This is a genomic window from Neobacillus sp. S1227, assembly GCF_055385255.1.
The window spans coordinates 1,734,507-1,756,634 of the sequence record NZ_AP038276.1 but is presented as its reverse complement, the minus strand read 5'-3'; the positions used below and the strand labels follow the sequence as shown (position 1 = coordinate 1,756,634).

General features: G+C 39.6%; 22 protein-coding genes and 2 pseudogenes. 7 read left to right on the top strand and 17 right to left on the bottom strand.

Annotated elements, in window-relative coordinates; translation table 11 throughout:
- Window positions 1–256: 256 nt before the first annotated feature.
- Window positions 257–451, bottom strand: coding sequence for a hypothetical protein (locus ACZ5AE_RS09035; RefSeq protein ID WP_464571490.1), 195 nt, complete (start codon window positions 449–451; stop codon window positions 257–259).
- A gap of 167 nt (window positions 452–618) precedes the next feature.
- Here ACZ5AE_RS09035 and ACZ5AE_RS09030 point away from each other — a divergent pair, with 167 nt between their 5' ends.
- The gene (locus ACZ5AE_RS09030) at window positions 619–1,251 is read left to right on the top strand and encodes a YktB family protein (protein WP_464571488.1); all 633 of its coding nucleotides are present in this window, start codon (window positions 619–621) and stop codon (window positions 1,249–1,251) included.
- Between the two features lie 29 nt (window positions 1,252–1,280).
- On the opposite strand, the gene ACZ5AE_RS09025 is transcribed toward ACZ5AE_RS09030, so the two are convergent.
- Both ACZ5AE_RS09025 and ACZ5AE_RS09020 read right to left on the bottom strand, forming a co-directional pair.
- Entirely contained in the window at window positions 1,281–1,553 is a 273-nt protein-coding gene (locus ACZ5AE_RS09025; protein ID WP_464571486.1) for a UPF0223 family protein, read from the bottom strand.
- A 35-nt stretch (window positions 1,554–1,588) separates the two neighbouring features.
- Window positions 1,589–2,548, bottom strand: coding sequence for an NAD(P)H-dependent flavin oxidoreductase (locus ACZ5AE_RS09020; protein ID WP_464571484.1), 960 nt, complete (start codon window positions 2,546–2,548; stop codon window positions 1,589–1,591).
- Window positions 2,549–2,755: 207 nt separating this feature from the next.
- Here ACZ5AE_RS09020 and ACZ5AE_RS09015 point away from each other — a divergent pair, with 207 nt between their 5' ends.
- On the top strand, window positions 2,756–4,228 hold the full coding sequence (locus ACZ5AE_RS09015; RefSeq protein WP_464571482.1) for an aminotransferase class I/II-fold pyridoxal phosphate-dependent enzyme: 1,473 nt from the start codon (window positions 2,756–2,758) through the stop codon (window positions 4,226–4,228).
- A gap of 56 nt (window positions 4,229–4,284) precedes the next feature.
- On the opposite strand, the gene ACZ5AE_RS09010 is transcribed toward ACZ5AE_RS09015, so the two are convergent.
- Window positions 4,285–4,413, bottom strand: a complete 129-nt coding sequence (locus ACZ5AE_RS09010; protein WP_464571480.1) for a GapA-binding peptide SR1P — start codon at window positions 4,411–4,413, stop codon at window positions 4,285–4,287.
- 287 nt (window positions 4,414–4,700) lie between these two features.
- On the opposite strand from ACZ5AE_RS09010, the gene ACZ5AE_RS09005 reads away from it, so the two are divergent.
- Window positions 4,701–5,135 carry a DUF1885 family protein gene (locus ACZ5AE_RS09005; RefSeq protein ID WP_464573580.1) on the top strand — a complete coding sequence of 145 codons (435 nt, stop codon included), beginning with the start codon at window positions 4,701–4,703 and terminating at the stop codon, window positions 5,133–5,135.
- Window positions 5,136–5,387: 252 nt separating this feature from the next.
- Here the strand turns inward: ACZ5AE_RS09005 and ACZ5AE_RS09000 are convergent.
- From ACZ5AE_RS09000 to ACZ5AE_RS08970, 7 genes and pseudogenes are all read right to left on the bottom strand, one after another.
- A pseudogene (locus tag ACZ5AE_RS09000) lies at window positions 5,388–6,708 on the bottom strand (IS1182 family transposase); the annotation flags it as partial.
- 455 nt (window positions 6,709–7,163) lie between these two features.
- On the bottom strand, window positions 7,164–7,406 hold the full coding sequence (locus tag ACZ5AE_RS08995; RefSeq protein WP_213116480.1) for a hypothetical protein: 243 nt from the start codon (window positions 7,404–7,406) through the stop codon (window positions 7,164–7,166).
- A gap of 147 nt (window positions 7,407–7,553) precedes the next feature.
- Window positions 7,554–8,969, bottom strand: a complete 1,416-nt coding sequence (lpdA, locus tag ACZ5AE_RS08990) for a dihydrolipoyl dehydrogenase (RefSeq protein WP_464571477.1) — start codon at window positions 8,967–8,969, stop codon at window positions 7,554–7,556.
- Between the two features lie 5 nt (window positions 8,970–8,974).
- Entirely contained in the window at window positions 8,975–10,321 is a 1,347-nt protein-coding gene (locus ACZ5AE_RS08985) for a dihydrolipoamide acetyltransferase family protein (RefSeq protein WP_464571475.1), read from the bottom strand.
- 84 nt (window positions 10,322–10,405) lie between these two features.
- Window positions 10,406–11,383, bottom strand: a complete 978-nt coding sequence (locus ACZ5AE_RS08980) for an alpha-ketoacid dehydrogenase subunit beta (protein ID WP_464571473.1) — start codon at window positions 11,381–11,383, stop codon at window positions 10,406–10,408.
- A gap of 3 nt (window positions 11,384–11,386) precedes the next feature.
- Window positions 11,387–12,502, bottom strand: a complete 1,116-nt coding sequence (gene pdhA, locus ACZ5AE_RS08975; protein WP_464571471.1) for a pyruvate dehydrogenase (acetyl-transferring) E1 component subunit alpha — start codon at window positions 12,500–12,502, stop codon at window positions 11,387–11,389.
- Between the two features lie 389 nt (window positions 12,503–12,891).
- Window positions 12,892–13,548, bottom strand: a complete 657-nt coding sequence (locus ACZ5AE_RS08970) for a YkyA family protein (RefSeq protein ID WP_464571469.1) — start codon at window positions 13,546–13,548, stop codon at window positions 12,892–12,894.
- Window positions 13,549–13,721: 173 nt separating this feature from the next.
- Between ACZ5AE_RS08970 and def the strand changes: the two genes are divergently transcribed.
- From def to rnjA, 4 genes are all read left to right on the top strand, one after another.
- Window positions 13,722–14,276, top strand: coding sequence for a peptide deformylase (def, locus tag ACZ5AE_RS08965; RefSeq protein WP_464571467.1), 555 nt, complete (start codon window positions 13,722–13,724; stop codon window positions 14,274–14,276).
- 196 nt (window positions 14,277–14,472) lie between these two features.
- Complete coding sequence (locus ACZ5AE_RS08960) at window positions 14,473–14,625, top strand: hypothetical protein (protein ID WP_464571465.1); 153 nt, start codon at window positions 14,473–14,475, stop codon at window positions 14,623–14,625.
- A gap of 300 nt (window positions 14,626–14,925) precedes the next feature.
- A complete protein-coding gene (locus ACZ5AE_RS08955) occupies window positions 14,926–15,135 on the top strand; it encodes a DNA-dependent RNA polymerase subunit epsilon (protein WP_464571463.1) in 210 nt (69 codons plus the stop codon).
- Between the two features lie 6 nt (window positions 15,136–15,141).
- Window positions 15,142–16,809: a ribonuclease J1 gene (gene rnjA / locus ACZ5AE_RS08950; protein WP_464571461.1), complete on the top strand. Its 1,668-nt coding sequence runs from the start codon at window positions 15,142–15,144 to the stop codon at window positions 16,807–16,809.
- Window positions 16,810–17,223: 414 nt separating this feature from the next.
- On the opposite strand, the gene ACZ5AE_RS08945 is transcribed toward rnjA, so the two are convergent.
- The 6 genes and pseudogenes from ACZ5AE_RS08945 to ACZ5AE_RS08920 form a co-directional block, all read right to left on the bottom strand.
- The gene (locus ACZ5AE_RS08945; protein WP_464571459.1) at window positions 17,224–17,880 is read right to left on the bottom strand and encodes a potassium channel family protein; all 657 of its coding nucleotides are present in this window, start codon (window positions 17,878–17,880) and stop codon (window positions 17,224–17,226) included.
- Between the two features lie 87 nt (window positions 17,881–17,967).
- Entirely contained in the window at window positions 17,968–18,885 is a 918-nt protein-coding gene (locus ACZ5AE_RS08940; protein WP_464571457.1) for a DUF4349 domain-containing protein, read from the bottom strand.
- Between the two features lie 118 nt (window positions 18,886–19,003).
- Window positions 19,004–19,131, bottom strand: a pseudogene (locus ACZ5AE_RS08935) (TlpA family protein disulfide reductase); the annotation flags it as partial.
- Between the two features lie 102 nt (window positions 19,132–19,233).
- Window positions 19,234–20,358 (bottom strand): N-acetyldiaminopimelate deacetylase, encoded by a 1,125-nt coding sequence (locus ACZ5AE_RS08930; protein ID WP_464571455.1) that lies wholly within the window; start codon window positions 20,356–20,358, stop codon window positions 19,234–19,236.
- A 58-nt stretch (window positions 20,359–20,416) separates the two neighbouring features.
- Window positions 20,417–21,127 carry a 2,3,4,5-tetrahydropyridine-2,6-dicarboxylate N-acetyltransferase gene (gene dapD, locus ACZ5AE_RS08925; protein ID WP_464571453.1) on the bottom strand — a complete coding sequence of 237 codons (711 nt, stop codon included), beginning with the start codon at window positions 21,125–21,127 and terminating at the stop codon, window positions 20,417–20,419.
- Between the two features lie 80 nt (window positions 21,128–21,207).
- The gene (locus ACZ5AE_RS08920) at window positions 21,208–22,086 is read right to left on the bottom strand and encodes a LysR family transcriptional regulator (protein WP_464571451.1); all 879 of its coding nucleotides are present in this window, start codon (window positions 22,084–22,086) and stop codon (window positions 21,208–21,210) included.
- Between the last annotated feature and the right edge of the window lie 42 nt (window positions 22,087–22,128).

The following is a 22,128-nucleotide window of genomic DNA, read 5'->3' as shown; positions in this document are numbered from 1 at the left end:
CTTCACTCCAATTTATCTTTATTTCTTGTGAGCTTTTGATTTATGTAGTATGAGATTCGGAAAGAATTTCATGTATCTATAGCTTAATCAAAGATAAGCCAATCATCAACTTTTAACCGCCTTTTATTATTTTTCCAGCGTTTTCCCACACAATAATAAACGAACTCCCCCGTCCACATTGGAGTTCGTTTAGAGTATGAAAACTTTTCTTTTCATTCTATTTTGTATCCCCTTAAATTATTAATACAAATTTATATTATAAAACTTTTAGCCGCATTAATTCTAAACGGATTCTTTCAAGCTTCTGTTTGCATTCTTTGATTTTTTTCTCATCTTTTTCTTCAATCGCTTCAAATAAAACTGCTAATTCATAGTCCATTTCCAATCTTAGAACTGCTGCTTTTTGCTTTTCGCCAACTTTTTTAAGAGATGTATTCATCAACTGCTTCACTTTTTCTCCTCCCTTATTGAGTTATTTCGAATTATTTTTTACTGTATAATATGAGGCAGTTTGAAATGTTGGCACAAATATGTGCTTTAACCCAGAATGCTATTCATTTTATCTCGGTTAAGGCATTATGCTACAATGTTTGGGGAAATGCTTGCAGGAGGTATAGGATGGAATTTAAAGGATTTACCGAAAAAGATTTTAATGTGTTTTTAGTCGACGGATTAGAGAATAGAATGGAAGCCTTAAAAACGTCCATTCGTCCAAAATTAGAGCAATTGGGCAATCATTTTGCCCCAGCCCTGAATGTATTAACAGGAGATGAAATGTTTGTTCATATTGCCAAACATGCAAGGCGGACAGTTAACCCTCCAAAGGATACCTGGGTGGCTTTTGCGGGTAATCCGCGCGGTTATAAAATGCTGCCTCATTTTCAAATTGGCTTGTGGCACACCCATTTATTTATTTGGTTTGCGGTTATTTACGAAGCACCACAAAAAGAAGTAATCGCAGAGCGCCTGTCAAAAAAGTTGAATAAGATATATAAAGAAATACCAAAAGAATATGCCTGGTCTGCCGATCATACGAAGCCAGACACTATCACACACAGGGAAATGTCTAAGGAAGAATTAAAGGGGCTAATCGACCGTTTGCGAACAGTAAAAAAAGCAGAACTATTATGCGGCTATACGATAGATAGAGAAGCTGCTATCGCGCTTGGCTCTGAAGGCTTGATAAATGAAATCGAAAATGTTTTTCAAACGGTTGCACCATTATATAAAATTGCTTGTAATTTGAAATAAACAAAGGAGACAATAATTGTCCCCTTTGTTTATTTCATCTTAATCTGGTCACCAGGGGAAGCTTCTTTTGCTTTTTTAATGACCCGATAGGATGAATATCCGCTGATTTCTTCAAATTCACCACAAACGGTCTTTTCCTCTGCTTTACTTGGGACAATTTCCTTAAATCTGCGGTAAAAAGACATCAGCTGATCTCGTTCAATTCCAGACTCATACGCTTTTTCAATGGCTTCAAAGAAATGAATGACATCGACAATCTCCTGAGTCGACCATCTGTAGTCTATTGGATACTGATATTCCATGTGTGATCACCTGCTGTTTTCTCTTGTATTGTTTTTTATTCTTTCCACTTCCGGCGAATTTGTTCAGCTTCAAGGATAATCCGATCAAAAAGCTCAGCAGTAGACGGTACGTCTTTAATGAGTCCCATTACCTGTCCCGCCCAAGCGAAACCTTCATCAACTTCTCCATTATAAATGTACCTTTGATTTGCTTTGCCACTGATAAAATTCTTTAGCTCTTCATAACCACCATGATTCTTTTCAATTTCAAGAATTTTATCTGTCCATGTGTTCGCAATTGCTCTTGCTGGTGCACCGAGCGAGCGCTTAATCACCACTGTATCAGTTTCAGTGCCTTCAATCAATGCATTTTTATACACATCATTAGCATGAACACATTCCTTAGTGGCAATAAATCGTGTACCCATCTCAATTCCTTCAGCACCTAAACTGAGTGCAGCCATCAGCCCTCTTCCATCACCAATTCCACCTGAAGCAATAACAGGTATTGACACTGAATCGACAACCTGAGGAATTAACACCATAGTACCTATATCATCACGGCCGAGATGCCCTCCTCCTTCTTGCCCAACCACCATTACAGCATCTGCGCCAAGTTCCTCTGCTTTCACTGCCTGCCTCCTGGCGGCAACAAGGACAAGCTTTTTAATGGATGTACCCTTTAATTGATCAAAGATAGGAGCTGGATTTCCGCCAGTCATCGAAATAACAGGTACCTCTTCGTCGATAGCAACCTGCAAAAAGTCAGCAAACGGCCTTCCGGTTTGTCCGATTGCAAAGTTTACTCCAAAAGGATTATCGGTTAACTCTCTAACCTTCTTGATTTCTTCCCTAAGAAGCTCAGGACTTGCCAATGACATGGCCGTTATTTGCCCAAGTCCGCCGCTATTGGATACAGCAGCGGCTAAATCTGAATAAGCTAAATACGCAAGACCGCCTTGAATAATTGGATAGCGGATATTTAATATTTCTGTTACTCGTGTCTGCCAATTCATTTGAAAAATCACTCCTTAATTAGTCGTTATTTGTTATTTCGTTTCAAACGGGTAAATTTCCTTTTCTTTTGGGAAACTAAATTTTATAAATCCATACAGATAAAAATTTACAGAATTCCTATGCAGACCACATATTTAATGCTATAATTCAATTTGTTTTTTTGAATTTTTATTTATAAGAGATCTTTAATAAGAGGTGTGTATAAATTGTCCCAAAATCAAACACCGCTCTTTAGCGGTTTATTAGCACATGCCAATAGAAATCCAATTCAATTTCATATACCTGGACATAAAAAAGGAGCCGGTATGGATCCGGAATTCAGAGAGTTCATTGGTGAGAATGCTCTTTCCATTGACTTAATCAATATTGGACCACTTGATGACCTGCATTCACCTAAAGGAATGATCAAGCAGGCCCAGGAATTGGCAGCAGAAGCTTTTGGTGCCGACCATACCTTCTTTTCCGTACAAGGCACCAGCGGAGCCATTATGACAATGGTTATGGCTGTTTGCGGCCCTGGAGATAAAATCATTGTGCCTCGAAATGTCCATAAATCAGTCATGTCGGCGATTGTCTTTTCAGGTGCAATTCCTGTATTTATCCATCCGGAAATTGACATGGAGCTGGGGATTTCCCATGGCATTACACCTGAATCAGTAGAAAAAGCACTTGCACAACACTCTGATGCCAAAGGGGTATTAGTCATTAACCCGACTTACTTTGGAGTTTCCGCCGACTTAAAAAGAATCGTGGAAATTGCTCACTCTTATGAAGTTCCTGTCCTTGTAGACGAGGCCCACGGAGTTCATATTCATTTCCATGAAGACCTTCCAATATCAGCAATGCAGGCAGGTGCGGATATGGCTGCAACCAGCGTTCATAAGCTTGGCGGTTCGATGACGCAAAGCTCCATTTTAAATGTCAAAGAAGGTCTTGTTTCGGTTAAACATGTTCAATCAATCCTCAGCATGCTAACGACAACTTCCACTTCTTATTTATTATTGGCTTCGCTGGATGTTGCCAGGAAACAACTGGTGATGAATGGAAGAGAATTAATTGATAAAACAATTCGCCTTGCTCAGTCCATCCGTCAAAGAGTGAACGAAATTGAACATCTTTATTGCCCTGGTGAAGAAATTTTAGATTCCAAAGCCATATTTGATTATGACCCGACAAAACTGATTATATCCGTCAAAGATTTAGGGCTTACGGGCTATGAAGTAGAAAAATGGCTCCGGGAAAAACACAATATCGAAGTGGAAATGTCTGATCTATACAATATCCTCTGTATAATTACATTAGGAGATACGGAAAATGAGGGGGATCTTTTAGTAACCGCTCTAAAAGAGCTTTCTAAGGAGTTTGAACATCGTTCTGAAAAGATTGAGCCTGTTGAGGTTCTCCTGCCAGAAATTCCTTTGCTTGCCTTAACTCCGAGGGATGCGTTTTACTCTGAAACGGAAATAGTTGCTCTGGAGGAATCTGAAGGCAGAATAATTGCTGAATTCATTATGGTATACCCTCCAGGAATCCCAATTTTTATTCCTGGTGAGATTATTACAAAAGAAAACCTCCACTATATAAAGAAAAACTTGGAGGCCGGACTGCCTGTCCAAGGACCAGAGGACGATGAACTGAAAACGATCCGGGTTATTAAAGAATATAAGGCAATTCAATAGCAAATAAAAAATACAGGATTCCGAATGGAATCCTGTTTATTTTTAAGTAATTATATTTATTTTGCTTCTTTTTCTCCATGGCTTTCGCCGCAGCAGCAGCCGCATTTTGAATAGAGAACCGTTACTTTTTCATCTTCAAAGTGATCAATTGTTGAATTACAAGTTTGGCATACAATTGTACCCATGCTTATTAGTCCCCTTTTTTATGGAATTATCACTAAATTGAAAGCGATTTACTATCCTTGAAACCATAATAATATATCATATTAAAAATTTCAAGCCTAAATTGTATGTCACATTTAAAAAATAATAATTTTAATTAGAAGTTAAAAATGTCCCAATAACAAACATTTTTGCTTCGAACTGAACAAATAAGGAAAAGTTTATAAATATTCCTATTTAAGTTGTCATTATTTTTTATTCAATGCTAGAATAAAAGAGGTGATATTACAGGTATATAAGGGGGATAATGATGGCTTTAAATGCATATATAAAGCTCGTGCCTTCATCAGCGAAGCAAACGATTACAATCGATGAAGTAAAGGATTTATTTCACTACTATAAAGACATAACAAGCAAAACAGGCGATCAGCTGAATTGGCAATTTGAGGATGCAGCACTACCTTATGAGATAAAAGAACCGAATGATGGAAAAGAAAACTGGTTCTATTTACATTCAGACCATGAGCGTTACTTTGCCATTTTAATAGGTGTTGATAAAGAAGTTGTCAAAACAGAAGAAGGCGGGGAATATGAGCAGACATATATTCAGGTAACCCTGCCGGAACAATCTACATACGGAGATAAAGGAAAAGCAAATGAATTTTGCAAATTCCTAGCAAAAAAGCTTCAAGGTGAGCTTCACCTCTTTAACGAAAGAATTATGTACTTTTACCCAAGAAAATAAGCTCCCAAAGGCGCTTCAGATTGTCGAGAAAGTATATTTTTCTCGTCAATTTTTTATTTTATCAGAATCCGGAATTCATTTTTATGAAAAATTGTTCCTGCTAATGGGCCTGTTGATTTCCGCTCCAGATGCTTCGCTTTCCGCGGGCGGTTCGGGGAGCCTCCTCAGCGCGTTCCGCGCCTGCGGGGTCTCCCCTGTCCCGTACTCCCGCAGGAGTCTGCGCACCTTCCGCTCCAATCAACAGGGAGATTATCAACCTAAAGAATTGCAACACACTTTTTCCAGTCTGAATAAGTGTGTTGCAATCTTTTTCATGTTCTGGCAAGCTGCAGTAAGAAGGGCCTGCTCACTTGCTTTTTTTATCCCCTTAAACGGCAGTAGAGAAGCCCGTGCAGCTCTTTTGAGTCTGCGAAGCTTCGCTCAATTTTTTCCTTTCTAAATTTATAAAGCTCTTTTCCTGATTTAGATAATCGATTTATTCTTACCTTCTCTTTGTGCTCCTCCCATACATGACGGGTGATAACTTTCACTTTATTTTTTGATCGTGTGCATTGGGATAAAAACGGACAGCTTTCACATTTCTTTGAATCCGATTTGTAATCTCTATAGCCCTCTCGGGTTGTTGTCTTGTAGGGTAATTCTTGGTTATTAGGACAAATGCAAAGATCCCGTTCTTGTCATATGTAAATTTCCATTTAGGGAATAAGCCGGTAGTAGGATGGAATCTTCTATGGGCAATAACACCAAATATATTACGATCCGAAAGTCCCTTACAAATAGGATTAGTGAGATAGCCTGAATCTAAAGCAACAGCTTCAACCATAAAACCAAACCGTTGGACCTGACGGTCCAATCGATTCAGGTAAGGAACGGAATCATGAACATTACCGGGAGTGACATAGACATCAGTAATGACATTGAATTTCATGTCTGTAGTCCGATGATCAAGATAACAGAACATTTCCTGCTTATTTTCACGGGACATAAAACCACATTCAGGATCTGTTGTGCTTACTCGAATTTCTTTTGTCTCTTTCACTTCCTCTTTTTCCTTTAACGGCTTTTTTCCATGATTAATTCTATCCTCTTCTATAGCTTTATTAAGATCCTCAATATATTCGCGAGTTTCTACTTCTACCTCTTCCTTTGTAAACTTATGTTTATTGGCGTTTGCCTTTAAATGAGTTGAATCCGTAAATAAAACTCGTGCTCCAACCATTTTATGATTCATTGCCTGCAGAACAATCTCATCAAATATTTCCTGAAATATATCGGTATCAATTTCCGTATTGATAACTTTGAAACGATGTTGGCGATTCCAACTGATCGTAGAATGATGTGGAACTGGATCGTGGAATTTTAAACCTAAAAACCAACGGTAGGCAATGTTCATTTTAATTTCTCTTTCTAGTTGTCTTTCAGATCGAATACCAAATAGGTATCCAATAAACATCATTTTAAAAAGAATTAATGGATCAGAGGGGCGGCCGTTATCCTCACTATAAAATGGACGAACTTTTTCTAAAAGAAATGAAAAATCTATATATTTATCAATCAAGCGATGAAGGTGGTTGTCACATTGATTTCACCACTTATTTTATTATTTATTGGTTGAGTTACAGGTCTTTTGATTAACACCTGTTGATTTGCGCGGAAGGCACGAAGACTCCTGCGGGAGTACGGGGCGGGGGGAGACCCCACAGGCGCTTGCGCCGAGGAGGCTCCCCGGCACGCCCGCGGAAAGCGAAGTGCCTGGAGCGCAAATCAACAGACATGTTGAAAAGTCTATGTAAGTAATATTATAACAAATTAACGCGGTGAGTTATTAAAGAATACGAATAAAAATAGAGGCTGTCGAGGGTTTCTCGACAGCCTGAAGCTCCCAAAGGAGCTTTTTTAAATTTTCTTGGTAAATAAATTTACCGAAATTTAAAATGCTAATTTTTAAGATTTGATTTTCCATACTATATGTCCTGTTGAAAAGCTATCGAATCTTTTTTGACAATCTAAGTTCCTTAAAGATCTTTATTAATGTATATAACGTGCCATGGTGTAATGGATGGATGTATAGACTACTAGGCTTAATGTGGTAATAAAAAGTGTTTTGCGGAAGGAATTGGTGATTTTGTTGCCGATAATGAAAGCCAAATAAAAAAAGACGAAAAACATAATAACTTTAAATAGAAGCTGATCATGTTTTGACAGCCATTCGATTAGTGTATAGCCACTCCAAATAATAAATTGCAGCATCATGACGATATAAACCCTCATCTTTGTCACCACGCAGTTACATTTATTAAAATAATTATATTATATGTACAGCAAATTATTTGTAAAATTTTGCGATTCAAACTGCGATATTTGATTTTCCCCAAAAAAAAGTCCCTTTCGTGTTTATGTACGAAAGGGACTTTTTTATTATTTAAGGATGTGAATCGGACTTCCTAGAGCTACTTCTGCTGCTTCCATAGTGATTTCACCGAGGGTTGGGTGAGCATGGATGGTCATGGCCAAATCTTCGGCAGTCATTCCTGCTTCAATTGCAAGGCCAAGCTCAGCGATCATATCAGAAGCGTTTGCACCGGCAATTTGTGCTCCGATTACAAGGCCGTCCTCTTTCCGAGTAACTAATCGTAAGAAACCATCACTAGAGTCAAGCGATAAAGCACGGCCATTTGCTGCAAATGGGAACTTAGCAACCGTTACTTCAATTCCTTCTTCCTTCGCCTCCGCTTCAGTATATCCGACTGCAGCCAACTCAGGCTCAGAGAAGACAACGGCTGGAATTCCTAAATAATCAATTTCAGAAGGATGTCCCGCAATTGCCTCTGCCGCAATTTTAGCCTCATATGATGCCTTGTGGGCTAATTGAGGACCTGCCACGACATCACCGATAGCGTAAATATTACTAATATTAGTTCGACATTGTTTGTCGATTTCAATCAATCCGCGATCTGATAATTTCACACCAGCTTGTTCAAGACCCATTTCATCGGTATTCGGCCGACGTCCAACCATGACAAAAACGTAATCCGCTTCGATTTTCTTTTCTTCACCTTTTGTTTCAAAGGTTACCACAACGCCATTTTCTGTCTCTTCCACACCTTTAGCCAAGGCTTTCGTATAAAACTCGGCACCTTTTTTCTTCATGTTGCGCTTAACCAAGGACGCCATTTGCTTATCAAAAACGCCCATGCCTAAAATTTCCTCGGCACCTTCCAAAATCGTCACCTGACTGCCAAAGTTTGCATAAGCGCCGCCAAGTTCAATCCCGATAACACCGCCGCCAATCACGACAATTTTCTCAGGAATTTCGTTTAGATTAAGGGCACCAGTCGAATTTAAAACACGCTTTGAATATTTAAATGCAGGCAGTTCAATAGGACGGGAACCAGTTGCAATAATAGCATTATTAAATGTATAAGTCTGAGCAGAATCTTCATTGATTACACGAAGCGTATTAGCATCCACAAAGTATGCCTCTCCGCGTACAATGTTCACTTTATTCCCTTTTAATAAGCCTTCAACACCGCCGGTTAATTTTTTTACGATACCAGCTTTAAATTCTTGAACTTTCGAGAAGTCAACTTTTACATTTTCAGCTGTAATTCCGAATCCCTCGGAATGAAGGGCAGTTTCGTAACGATGACCTGCAGCGATTAAAGCCTTCGAAGGAATACAGCCGACATTTAAACATACTCCGCCTACATATTCCTTTTCTACAATTGTTACTTTTTGTCCTAATTGGGCCGCACGGATAGCTGCCACATATCCACCAGGACCAGAGCCGATGACTATAGTTTCTGTTTCAATTGGGAAATCTCCAACTACCATTTTTTTTACGCCTCCATTAACAATAGTTCTGGGTCGTTCAATAATCGCTTGATATGATTTAGTGCATTCTGAGCAGTTGCACCGTCAATCATGCGATGGTCGAAACTTAAGCTGATGGCTAATACAGGGGCTGCAACGATTTCGCCATTCCTTACAATTGGTTTCTCGGCAATTCGGCCAATTCCTAAAATAGCCACTTCAGGATGGTTAATCACTGGAGTAAACCATTGTCCTCCAGCAGAACCGATATTACTGATTGTGCATGAACCGCCTTTCATTTCATCAGGAGCCAGCTTTCCGTTTCTAGCCTTGTCAGCCAATTCATTAATTTCTTGTGAGATTGAGAAAACGGATTTACGGTCTGCATCCTTAACAACTGGAACCAATAGACCTTTTTCAGTATCAGCAGCAATACCAATATTGAAGTAGTGCTTATGAACAATTTCCCCCGCAGCATCGTCAATTGATGTATTTAAAACAGGATATTCACGCAATGCACTTGTTAAAGCTTTTACTACATATGGAAGGAAGGTTAACTTGATGCCTTTTTGGGCAGCAACTTCCTTGAATTTTTTACGGTGTGCAACAAGCTTTGTTACATCCACTTCATCCATTAATGTGACATGCGGAGCAGTATGTTTGGAATTGACCATCGCCTTAGCAATAGCTTTACGGATTCCGCTTAATTTCTCGCGAGTTTCCGGATATTGCCCTTGCGGAATTTGTGCTGCTGTTTTAGGCGCTTCAGCCGTTTCGGCAACTTCAGCTGCAGGTGCTGCTGCTTGAGGTGCTGCTGCTTGTTGTGCACCGCCGTTTATGAATGCATCAATATCTGCTTTTAGAATCCGGCCATTTTTCCCAGATCCAGCCACTAAAGTGATTTCTACACCTTTATCACGTGCATATTTACGAACAGATGGCATGGCAATAATGCGTCTATTAGGATCCACATCAGCCTGGGGTTGTGCCGATGCAGCTTCTTGAGGCTGTACAGGCTGAGCTGGCGCTTCTGCAGGTTTCGTATCTGAAGAAGGTGCCGGCTGAGGAGCTGCTTGTACCTCTGGCTGCGGCTGTTCTTCTGCATGGTCTCCTTTAAATTGTAAGTCTTCGTATCCCGGTGCATCAAAAGTCACAAGAACTTGTCCTACAGTTGCTACCGTTCCTTCACCAACTAATACTTCAATTACTGTTCCTTCAACAGGGGAAGGAATTTCAACTACAGCTTTATCGTTTTGGATTTCACAAAGGACGTCATCTTCTTTTACCTGATCCCCAGGTTTGATAAACCATTTAACAATTTCCCCTTCGTGAATACCTTCACCGATGTCAGGCATTTTAAATTGAAATGACACTGGTATTCATCCTCCTATTTCGCTTATGGTTTGCTTTTAGTTCAAGGACAATAGGGAAACAGTTAAGCCCTATTTCCCTTTTCATTAAAATGTTAATACTTTTTTAGCTGTTTCAATTACATCTTTGTAATTTGGAAGCCAAACAGACTCGGCTTGTGAGAAAGGATAAATAGTATCCGGCGCAGCCACGCGCAGTACTGGTGCTTCCAGGCTTAAAATTGCGCGATCATTGATTTCAGCCACTACATTGGCAGCAACACCGGCCATTTTTTGTGCTTCTTGAACGACAATCGCACGGCCTGTTTTTTCAACTGATGCAATAATCGTGTCGATATCAAGAGGGCTGATTGTACGCAAATCGACTACTTCAACAGAATGTCCTTCCTTCGCTAACTCATCTGCCGCTTTTAAAGATTCATGCACCATTGCACCATAAGTAATAATAGATAAATCAGTACCTTCTCGTTTTACATCAGCTTTACCAAGCGGGATGGTATACTCTTCCTCTGGCACCTCTTGACGGAACGCACGATAAAGCTTTAAATGTTCAAGGAAAATGACAGGGTCATTATCACGGATTGCTGAGAGCAATAATCCCTTTGCATCATATGGAGTAGAAGGAACAACGACTTTTAACCCTGGAGTTTGTGCCATCAAGCCTTCTAAACTGTCAGAGTGAAGCTCTGGAGTGTGTACGCCGCCGCCAAATGGAGAACGTACAGTAATCGGCATATGATAACGCCCGCCTGAACGGTAGCGCATACGGGACATTTGTCCAGCAATAGAATCCATTACCTCGAATACAAAGCCAAAGAATTGAATCTCGGGGATAGGGCGGAACCCTGTCATTGCTAGACCAATTGATAACCCGCCGATTCCTGATTCAGCAAGCGGAGTGTCAAATACACGTTCCTCGCCGAATTCTTTCTGAAGGCCTTCAGTAGCACGGAATACACCGCCGTTGACACCGACGTCTTCTCCGAACACTAAAGTTTGAGGGTCATTTTTCAACTCTGTACGAAGTGCATCAGTAATTGCTTGAATCATTGTCATTTGAGCCATGACTTACTTCGACTCCTTTGCTTGATAAATTTCATTTTGTTCTTTTAAATTAACCGGCATTTCCTCAAACATAATGGATATTAAATCGGTAACCTTTTGTTTAGGAGTCGAATCCGCCTTTTTAATTGCCTCTTTAATATCTTCTTTTGCTTGTTCAATTACTTCATTTTCTTTTTCTTCACTCCATAATCCTTTCTTTTCAAGGAATTTACGGAAACGGACAAGCGGGTCTTTCTTTTCCCATTCATTATCAAGATCAGCAGTACGGTAACGTGTTGGATCGTCACCAGCCATCGTATGTGGTCCATAACGATAGGTTAATGTTTCAATTAAGGTAGGCCCTTCGCCGTTGATTGCACGATCACGAGCATCTTTTACGGCAGCATATACAGCAAGCGGGTCCATTCCATCGACTTGGATACCAGGGATTCCAGCCGCCATCGCTTTCTGAGCAATTGTTTTAGCTGCAGATTGCTTTTCAACTGGAGTGGAAATCGCAAATCGGTTGTTTTGAACTATGAAAATAGCTGGCGCCTTGAATGCACCTGCAAAGTTAATTCCTTCATAGAAGTCTCCTTGGGACGCGCCTCCATCACCTGTATAGGTAATCGCAACAGCCTTCGTGCCGCTCTTTTTAAGTCCTAATGCCACACCTGCTGTCTGCACGTATTGGGCACCAATAATAATTTGTGGAGATAAAACATTAACGCCCTCAGGAATTTGGTTACCATGAAAATGTCCGCGTGAAAACAGGAATGCTTGGTAAAGTGGCAGTCCGTGCCAAATTAACTGAGGAACATCCCGATAGCCAGGTAAAATAAAATCTTCTTTCTCTAACGCAAATTGTGATGCCAACTGGGATGCTTCTTGTCCTGCTGTTGGTGCATAGAAACCCAAACGGCCCTGGCGATTTAGGGAAATGGATCTCTGGTCTAAAATTCTTGTGTACACCATCCGACGCATAAGTTCCTGAAGCTGTTCGTCTGTTAATTCTGGCATTCCGCCTTCATTAACAACTTCCCCTTCTTCATTTAAGATTTGGAATGTTTTAAACTGTTCTTCTGCTGCTTGGAGTGACTTAACTGCATCCAACGGCATATTTTTAGTTTTAGAAGCCATCGTGGTCACATCTTCCTTTCGTTATTTAAATACTTATTATTAAAAATAAAATCCACTACGTTAGGTTACCCAAAAAAGCAGGAAAATGGGGTATTCCAAATTTTTTCAGAAAAAATCATAAACCTAACTCTGCATATATCTGTATTAATATTTCCAATTGAAATTATTAATACAATATCTCATTCCATAACCGAGTTTACACCATCCAATCTGAAGCGTCAAATCCTTTACATCATAATTTTTCAACACATCCATATTAGTTATCCTTCTTCCATTAGGATAACCTGTATTAATTCACAACCTGCATCTGTTATATAAAAAACACCGGTTTTCTGGAGTTGTTATAATATAGAAAAAGCCAGCCTTGTTTTTAGGCTGACTTTTTAGTGTCATTTATTAGATGGTTTTATTCCTGCCTGTTTATAGAAAGAAAGCTTTGTCGCATTGTATTCTTCCGTTAACTTGTTAAAACTTTCGTTTGCGGCAAGAACCTTTTTATACGTCTCATTTACTTTTATAACTTGAGCTTCCAGAGCATCTAGCGGGAGCTCTTTGTTTTTAAACATTTCATACAATTCTTTATCATTTATTAATGCCTCGGAATAATTACTGTACAAGACATCATGAGCCCTATATCTTTGTATCATAATATCATACAGTTCATTTGCTAATTTTTTTTGTTCCGTGTCTTTTATCTGATCTTTTATTTTTTTTACCTTTTGAAATTCTTTTTCAGAGTCTTTTAAGCTGTTTGTTTCCTTTTCTAAAAGCTCTTTTCTTTTATCCGCTGACTCTAATGCCTTATCGGATAGCTTAACAATTTGCTCATATTCCTTCATCCCAAGTTTTATGATTTGGTCATAAAGGTCTTTTTCCTTCTTTTCCAGAGAAACGAGTGGTTCTTGTTGTTCTTCAAACCCTTTCTCTTTTGCAACTACCTTTTCTAGGACATCATACATTTCCTTCGTGGGATCTTTTTCATTTGTGCAGCCCGATAATATCAAAATAAGTGCGAAAATAAACAGAAAAAACCGTTTTCTTCCCATCTTAAAGCACCTTACTTTCCTTCTTATCACCCTATACTATATCTTTACTTTGTTTATTTGATAACATACCACATTATTCAAAAAGTCAAGAACCTTCACCATTAACAAATCCCATAATGTTTGATAGACTAATGAGTACACATGATTATATTCAAACTTAGGAGTGAAGATTTATGCTAACGATGGATGATATCATTCGTGATGGACATCCCACTTTAAGGATGGCAGCTGCGGAAGTTTCCATGCCGCCAAGCGAAGAGGATAAACAGATTCTTTCGAGCCTTCTAGAATATGTTATCAACAGCCAGGACCCTGAAATAGCACAAAAATATGGTCTGCGGCCTGGGATAGGACTTGCAGCACCGCAAATAAATGTATCCAAACGGATGATTGCTGTTCACTGCACAGATGACAAAGGACAGCTTATCAGCTATGCTCTATTTAATCCCAAAATCATCAGTCATTCTGTTGAAAAGGCCTATTTACAATCAGGTGAAGGCTGTCTTTCAGTTGATGAATCGATTCCGGGCTTTGTGCCGAGATATGCCCGTGTTACTGTAAAAGGCACAAGTCTAACCGGCGAGGAAATTAAAATCCGCTTAAAAGGTCTGCCTGCTATTTGTTTTCAACATGAAATTGACCATTTAAATGGCATTATGTTTTATGATCATATTGATAAAAAGGACCCTTTAAAGCCAATTGAAGGGGCAAGCGCGATAGAACGATGATGAGGCTGTTTTAAGGACAGCCTTTATTTTATTTTATTTTATGCCATCATCCTCCCTATTCCAAGTTTATCCATGAAAAATCCAGCCCATTTCACCATATAATAATAGTAAAAAAAGGCTCTCCCAAAAAATTTCAATTATCTGCCATCACCACCTTTACATTGGACAAGGATTGTTTAAAATAAGAAGTAAGGAGATGATCCACTATGTTAAAGAAGCTAAGGAAGAAGCTTTTAAAACAGTGGAAAGATTTACTCAGAAAAAAATCGATTGCCTAACAAGAAAAGCACAAGCGCCTTGGTCAGCCCCGACAAGCACAAGACAAGCAGGCCGAAAGGTTGCTTTTTAACCTTTTGGACGGATTGGTTTGTGACCTCGAGGGGCTAGGAGCTTGTGCTGGATAATAATCCTTGCGAGCCCTTCAAAGTTGCGAAGGGCTCCTTCGTTATTGTAAATTAAATAAAAACTCGCCGATTGGCGATTCTGTTAGGACGGTTCATGAGACGAAGTTGAATTTCTTATTAGCTATTAAAACATGCATTTTTACATACATTTCATAATGAAACTAAGTTTTCCACTGAAAATAATGAAAAAGATGAAAATGTTTTATATAATAGAAAAAGTCATGATGAATTAAGGAGCGAGAATAATGTTATTTAAGGTCTATTATCAAGAAAGCATTAACGAAGTCCCAGTTAGAGAAAACACAAAAACCCTTTTCATTGAAGGTGAATCAAAACGGGATGTTCTTTCAAAAATTGCGGAACGGAAATTTAATGTGGAATATGTTCAAAAGGTAACAGGAGCCTATTTAGAATATGAGCAGCAAAACGAAAACTTTAAAGTATTGGAGATATGATAATTTATGAAATTTGTTAAAAATGATCAAGCAGCTGTTTTTGCCCTGGGGGGATTGGGTGAAATTGGCAAAAACACGTACGGAGTACAATTCCAGGATGAAATTATCTTAATTGATGCTGGAATTAAATTTCCCGAGGATGAATTATTAGGAATAGATTATGTCATTCCTGATTACAGTTATTTAGTTAAAAATGAAGACAAAATTAAGGGCTTATTCGTCACCCACGGCCACGAAGACCACATTGGCGGCATACCTTATTTATTGCGCGAAGTCAATATCCCGATTTATGGAGGGAAGCTGGCGCTTGGGTTAATTAAAAATAAGCTGGAAGAGCACGGTCTGCTGCGGAATGCTAAATTAATCGAAATTAAAGAAGAAGATGTGATTAAGTTCCGGAAAACATCGGTTACCTTTTTCAGGACAACCCATAGTATCCCTGATTCCTATGGTATTGTTGTAAAAACGCCTCCGGGTCAGATCGTCCACACAGGTGATTTTAAATTTGATTTCACACCGGTCGGAGAACCAGCAAATTTAACAAAAATGGCGGAAATCGGCAAAGAAGGCGTTCTTTGTTTATTATCTGATAGTACCAATAGTGAAATTCCTGAATTCACTATGTCGGAACGCCGGGTTGGAGAAAGCATTGATGATATTTTCCGCAAGGTAGACGGACGAATCATTTTTGCCACTTTTGCTTCCAATATTCATAGACTTCAGCAGGTAACAGAAGCAGCCGTTACCTACGGCCGCAAAATTGCTGTATTTGGACGGAGCATGGAAGCAGCGATCAATATTGGTCTTGATTTAGGTTATATTAGGGCACCGAAAGATACCTTCGTTGATGCTGGTCAGATTAATCGCCTGCCGGCTGATAAAGTAACCATCCTTTGCACAGGAAGCCAAGGAGAGCCAATGGCAGCGTTATCGAGGATTGCTAATGGCACACATAGACAAATTCAAATTATTCCTGGTGATACTGTGGTCTTTTCCTCATCTCCTATTCCAGGAAACACTATTAGTGTCTCAAGAACGATTAATATGTTGTTTAAAGCAGGCGCTGAGGTAATCCATGGTAAATTAAGTAATATTCATACATCTGGTCATGGCGGACAAGAAGAACAAAAGTTAATGCTTCGATTAATCAAGCCGAAATTCTTTATGCCAATTCATGGCGAATATAGGATGCAAAAAATGCATGCTAAACTTGCTGTCGATTGCGGTGTGCAAGAAGAAAATTGCTTCATTATGGACAACGGCGAAGTCCTTGCATTATCAGAAAATACTGCCCAGGTTGCCGGAAAGATTCCATCAGGGAATGTATATATTGATGGGAGCGGTGTGGGTGATATCGGCAATATCGTTTTAAGAGACAGAAGAATTTTATCTGAAGAGGGCTTAGTAGTGGTTGTTGTGAGCATCAACATGAAGGAATTTAAAATTGCTTCCGGTCCAGATTTAATTTCACGCGGATTTGTTTATATGCGTGAGTCAGGGGACTTAATCAATGATGCACAAAGTTTAATTACCAAGCATCTTAACAAGATAATGGAGCGGAAAACAAGCCAATGGTCAGAGATTAAAAACGAAATTACCGATACACTGGCTCCATTCCTATATGAAAAAACAAAAAGAAGACCAATGATTTTACCAATTATAATGGAAGTATAAGAAAGGAACCGCTAGCGGTTCCTTTCTTTTCTACCTGTACATCCTCTTTGGCCACTTCTTCTATTGATAAAAGAATTTGATGGAACTTCTCATCCAACTTTTTATCATACTTCTCGATAGACTTTCTCCAGACAAAGGTAACTTTTATGGGCAGCCCCTTTTTTATGTATAGCTCTATTAAATTTGGTTGTTGATTTCCGCTCCAGGGGCGAGCGGTTCGCGGGCGTGCCGGGAAGCCTCCTCAGCGCTAAAGCGCCTGCGGGGTCTCCCCAGCCCCGTACTCCCGCAGGAGTCTTGGCCCCTTCCGCTCCAATCAACAGAGCGTAAAAATTAACGGACTTTCTTCTCAATTGTCGATTTACTTTGCCAAGAAGGACTTCTTAAGCTGGAAGATACTTTTGGGACAGCCTCTTTTTACATCACCTTATGTTCAAATCGGTCTATATCATTGTCAGTGCCAATAACGATCAAGACGTCATTAACATTGATCATCTCTCCTGCTTGCGGAGATACAATGATATCCTCTCCTCTTTTGATTGCCACAATATTTAAACCGTATTTTTTCCGTATATCCAAATCCATAATGGTATGTCCGCCGATTTTACCGTTTGCGACGATTTCGACGATGCTATGCTCATCCGATAACTCAAGATAATCAACAACATTACTGGAGGTCATATTATGGGCGATTCTCCGCCCCATATCCCTTTCAGGATGCACAACATGGTCTGCGCCGATTTTTCTTAAAACTTTTTCGTGATAATCATTCTGCGCTTTTGCGGTTACGCGGCTCACCCCTAATTCTTTTAGAATTAAAGTGGTTAAAATACTTGATTGAATATCATCGCCAATCGCGACAATGACATGGTCAAAATTTCGAATTCCTAAACTTTTTAAGACAGTTTCATCGGTAGAGTCACCGACAACCGCATGTGATGCTATCATTGAAAATTCATTGACCCGTTCCTCGTTTACGTCAATTGCTAATACTTCCATTCCATCATCTGTTAAGGTCCGGCAGATACTGCCGCCAAATCGTCCAAGACCAATGACAGCAAAACTTTTCTTCACAAATAATTCCCCCAGGAAATTCAATTAGTTAACTGGTATTATTTTAACATCCATCATAATTTTTATATAGATAAAGATATCAGGCATTTAATCACGGTTTCTCTGCAGCTTTCTTTTTTTATAAATAACTATGCCAGCTGCCGCTAGGATGATGAATAGTATTATTATCGGTAGATTGCCAAGAATAAAAACGACCACCCCCGAAAAGAAGGATAACAGCATATTGGTACTCTTCATAAACTGTTTTTTCGTTTTTTCCCAAGTATTTAGTTTATCCTTTTCAAGGTCTGGAACAACTATTTTATTTTCGTAGAGAGTAATATTCACAGTAGAAAATGATGTTTGATTTTCGAGATATTTCATCTTCCCTTCAATTGTTTCGATTTCCTCTTGAACAGCCGCTAAATCTGCAGAGATTTTTAAAAGTTCTTCTGTCTTAACTGCCCCATTCATAAAAGAAAGCAGACGCTCCTCCACAACCCGTTTGGATTTTAGCCTTGATTCAAGATCAACATATTCCTCGGTTACATCCTGCCCAGCAATATTTCGCTGTAGGACTTCAACTGCTTGCCCTTCTGCATCGTGTAAAAAATCTTGAAAATGTTTTTGCGGAATTCTTATCATCATGTGTCCGCTAATTTGTTCTTTTCCGGCTCTCGTAACATTCGACTCGGCAATATAACCTCCATATTGGGCTGCTTTTTCTTCAAAAGACCGGACAGTCAAGTCAAATTTCCTTACTCGGAGCTCGAGGTCCGCCTGATAGATAACCATTTTATTTTGAACCTTGAGGCTGCCCGTTTCGGCAGTCTTATTTGCGGTAGAATTATCATTAGCAGATAAAGTTGGTTTCTCTACACTCTCCGCACCTGCTGAGTCCATTTCTGCCATGTTTTCCACATTCATTTTCGCACTTTCACTTTTGCTATTGTTTGAGCTGCAGCCAGACAGGATAACCGTCAATGTCATAATAAAAATGGTGAAAAGTTTCATGACCTTTTTCATAACTTACGACACCCCTTTTCTATCAAATAGTCCATTTATTACACTGACGATTTTATAAGGGGATGGTTACATCTTTTCCTTCTGATAAAAAATAAAATATGCACTTGGTTTAAAACGATGAGACAACATTCAATTTGTCCTTGTATTGGCCCGAAATTGATTAATCTGCAGCATAGCCTCTTTACAAAGATGACAACTGATGGACCAAAAATGAACAAAGTTCGGCATTTCACCAACTAACTCATCTTAAGTTGCTTGACCATTTAAACTCAACCGTCCCCACTAACGTGAGCGTTTCCTTCCAATGAAATAGACCTAACACGAAGGTTAGGTCTAACTAAGCATGCTTTATGAATTATTACCCTTTAAGGCAATATATTTTGTAATCACTCTTACCGCAACATCGATTGCCGCTTCACTTGGTGTTAATTTGGCATGATGCAATCCGTAGGGGGAATCGACACCGAGCCAAAACATAAATCCAGGAATTTCTTTCAGCATGTATCCAAAATCTTCTCCAGTCATGGCTTCTTTACATTCTACCAATTGAACTGCATCATCCTCTTTTATAAAATTTATGAATTCCCTGGTCATTTCCTCGTTATTATACACCTGATGGTACATAGAGCCGTAGTCAATTACCGCCTCACATTCAAAACCGGCTTCAATTCCTTTTACAATCGCTTCAATCCGATGCTTAACCTTTTTCATCGATTCCGGTGACAACGTTCGGATTGTCCCCTCTAACCTTGCTTTCTCGGCAATAATGTTTTGAACAGTTCCTCCGGTGATTTTTCCAATTGTTATGACCGCACTGTCTAATGGGTTAACATTTCGGGAAACAATGGTTTGCAGTTGATTGACAAGCTGACAAGCTGCAATAACCATATCATTGGTTTGATGCGGGTAGGCAGCATGACCTCCCTTTCCCTTCAAATCAATAAACAGTTCAGATGTATTTGCGAATAATAGTCCTTCTTTCACAGCGATGGTTCCGACTGGATATTCAGGTGCAATATGAAGCGCGAGAATCATATCTGGCATCCATTCCTGCATTTCCTCAGACCTTAACATCGGTTCGGCACCGCCAGGACCTTCCTCAGCAGGCTGAAAAATAAATAATAAATCGTCTTCAATTGGGTTCTCTACAAAAAAGGTCAACACTCCAAGTGCAATACTCATGTGAAAATCATGTCCACAAGCATGCATTTGCTCGCTGTGCTGTGAAGAGAATGGAAGGCCCGTTTCCTCAGTAATGGGAAGTCCATCAATGTCGGTCCTATAACCAATTGTTTTTTTCGGGTTCACCCCTGAAACCTTGACAAAGAGGCCAGTTTTCCATTTTTTTATGGCAACCCGTTCTTGGGGTAATGAATGTATGTAAGCTAATAAATATGCTTGAGTTTTGTATTCCTGAAACCCAAGTTCAGGAATTTGATGAAGATCACGTCGGATTTTAACAAACGGATTCATGAATACCACTCCAATCTATACAGAAAGCGTGGAACAATTCCACGCTTTTTTGTCTTAATTATAATTGACGAAGTGCATCTAAAATCTCTGTTTTGGATTTTGTTTGCTCGTCAATATCTTTAATTTTTCTTGCTGGCGTTCCTGCGACCACTGTAAATGGCGGAACGTCTTGAGTAACGATTGCTCCGGCAGCGACAACCGAGCCTTTTCCTACTGTTACTCCTTCAAGAACAACGGCGTTGGCGCCAATTAATACATCATCTTCAATAATAACCGGTTTTGCTGACGGCGGCTCGATTACTCCAGCCAAAACAGCACCTGCACCAATATGACATTTCTTACCTACTGTAGCCCTGCCGCCAAGAACTGCGTTCATGTCAATCATCGTTCCTTCACCAATTACAGCCCCAATATTGATGACGGCCCCCATCATGATAATGGCATTATCGCCAATCTCTACTTGATCACGAATAAAAGCACCTGGTTCAATACGTGCATTAATATGCTTCATATCCAATAAAGGAATGGCTGAATTACGGCGGTCGTTTTCAACAACAAAATCTTCAATTTTTGCCTGATTTGATTCAAGAGCAGCGTTGATTTCAGACCATTCACCGAAGACAACCCCGGTATTACCGTTAATGAATGCTTTTGCATTGGCACCAAAGTCAATGCTTTCAAGCTCGCCTTTTACATAAACCTTTACTGGTGTTGATTTTTTGCTATTTTGGATAAAGGATATAATTTCATGCGCATCCATCATTTTCATTTTCAAAATCCCCCTATACTTGTACTAAAAAATACTTTAGCAAACAAAAGCGCTGAAAACAAGAAAAACATATGCTTTATTTAAGATTCCGTAACATATTCTTTAATCAACTCTACAAACGCTTGTACTTGTTTTAATTGAAAAGCCGACTCATAGCCAAGAAGCCATGTATCACGGCTTAAAGGTTCATTTTTTTCATTCACAAGGGGAATTTTGCTAATATCACTTTCTGCCTTTGTTAAGGTTATTCCAGGCAGGATCGCATAGCCAATCCCATTAAAAGCCATTTGCTTACAGGTTTCAATTTGGTCAACAACAACGGTCCTTTTCGGTGTGGTTTTAAAGTTCCGCATCCACCAATCCTGTATCTCTTGATAATAATTAGAGTCACTCTTAAATTGAATAAACGGGCGGTCTGTTTCAAGGATTTGATCCGGATTGGTGATTTCTCTATCCACCAAATACAGCGGATCGTAAAACAGGTGTACCTTAACCCCCTTCCAATCAGGTGTACCGCGAATAATGCCAACATGGACCTGGTCGTCATACAAACAGTTTAAAATTTCACTGCTCCAGCCTGTCACTAGTGAAAGTTTTACTTGGGGATATTTATCGATAAATTTCTTCAGAACTTGCGGCAGCCAGTTTTGCCCGACAATAGAGGCTACAGCAATTTTTAACGTACCCGATACGCCCTCTTGCAGGGAGTAAATTGTTTCCCGCACCTTTTCCTCCTTTTTCAGGACCTCGTTTACAAATGCTATCACATGTTCACCGGCAGAGGTCAGCGCTAATCCTTTTTGTGAGCGGATAAAAAGCTTAGTTCCCCAATCCTTCTCGATGGTTTGCAGACGCTGTGAGAGGGCCGGTTGGGAAACAAACAGCCGTTCCGAGGCTTTGCGCATATTCATTTCCTGTGCCAAAACAGACAGTAATTGAAATTCCGACAATGATGACACTGTTTTTTCCCCTCCTCTTTTACCTGCAAAAAATAGCCCCCA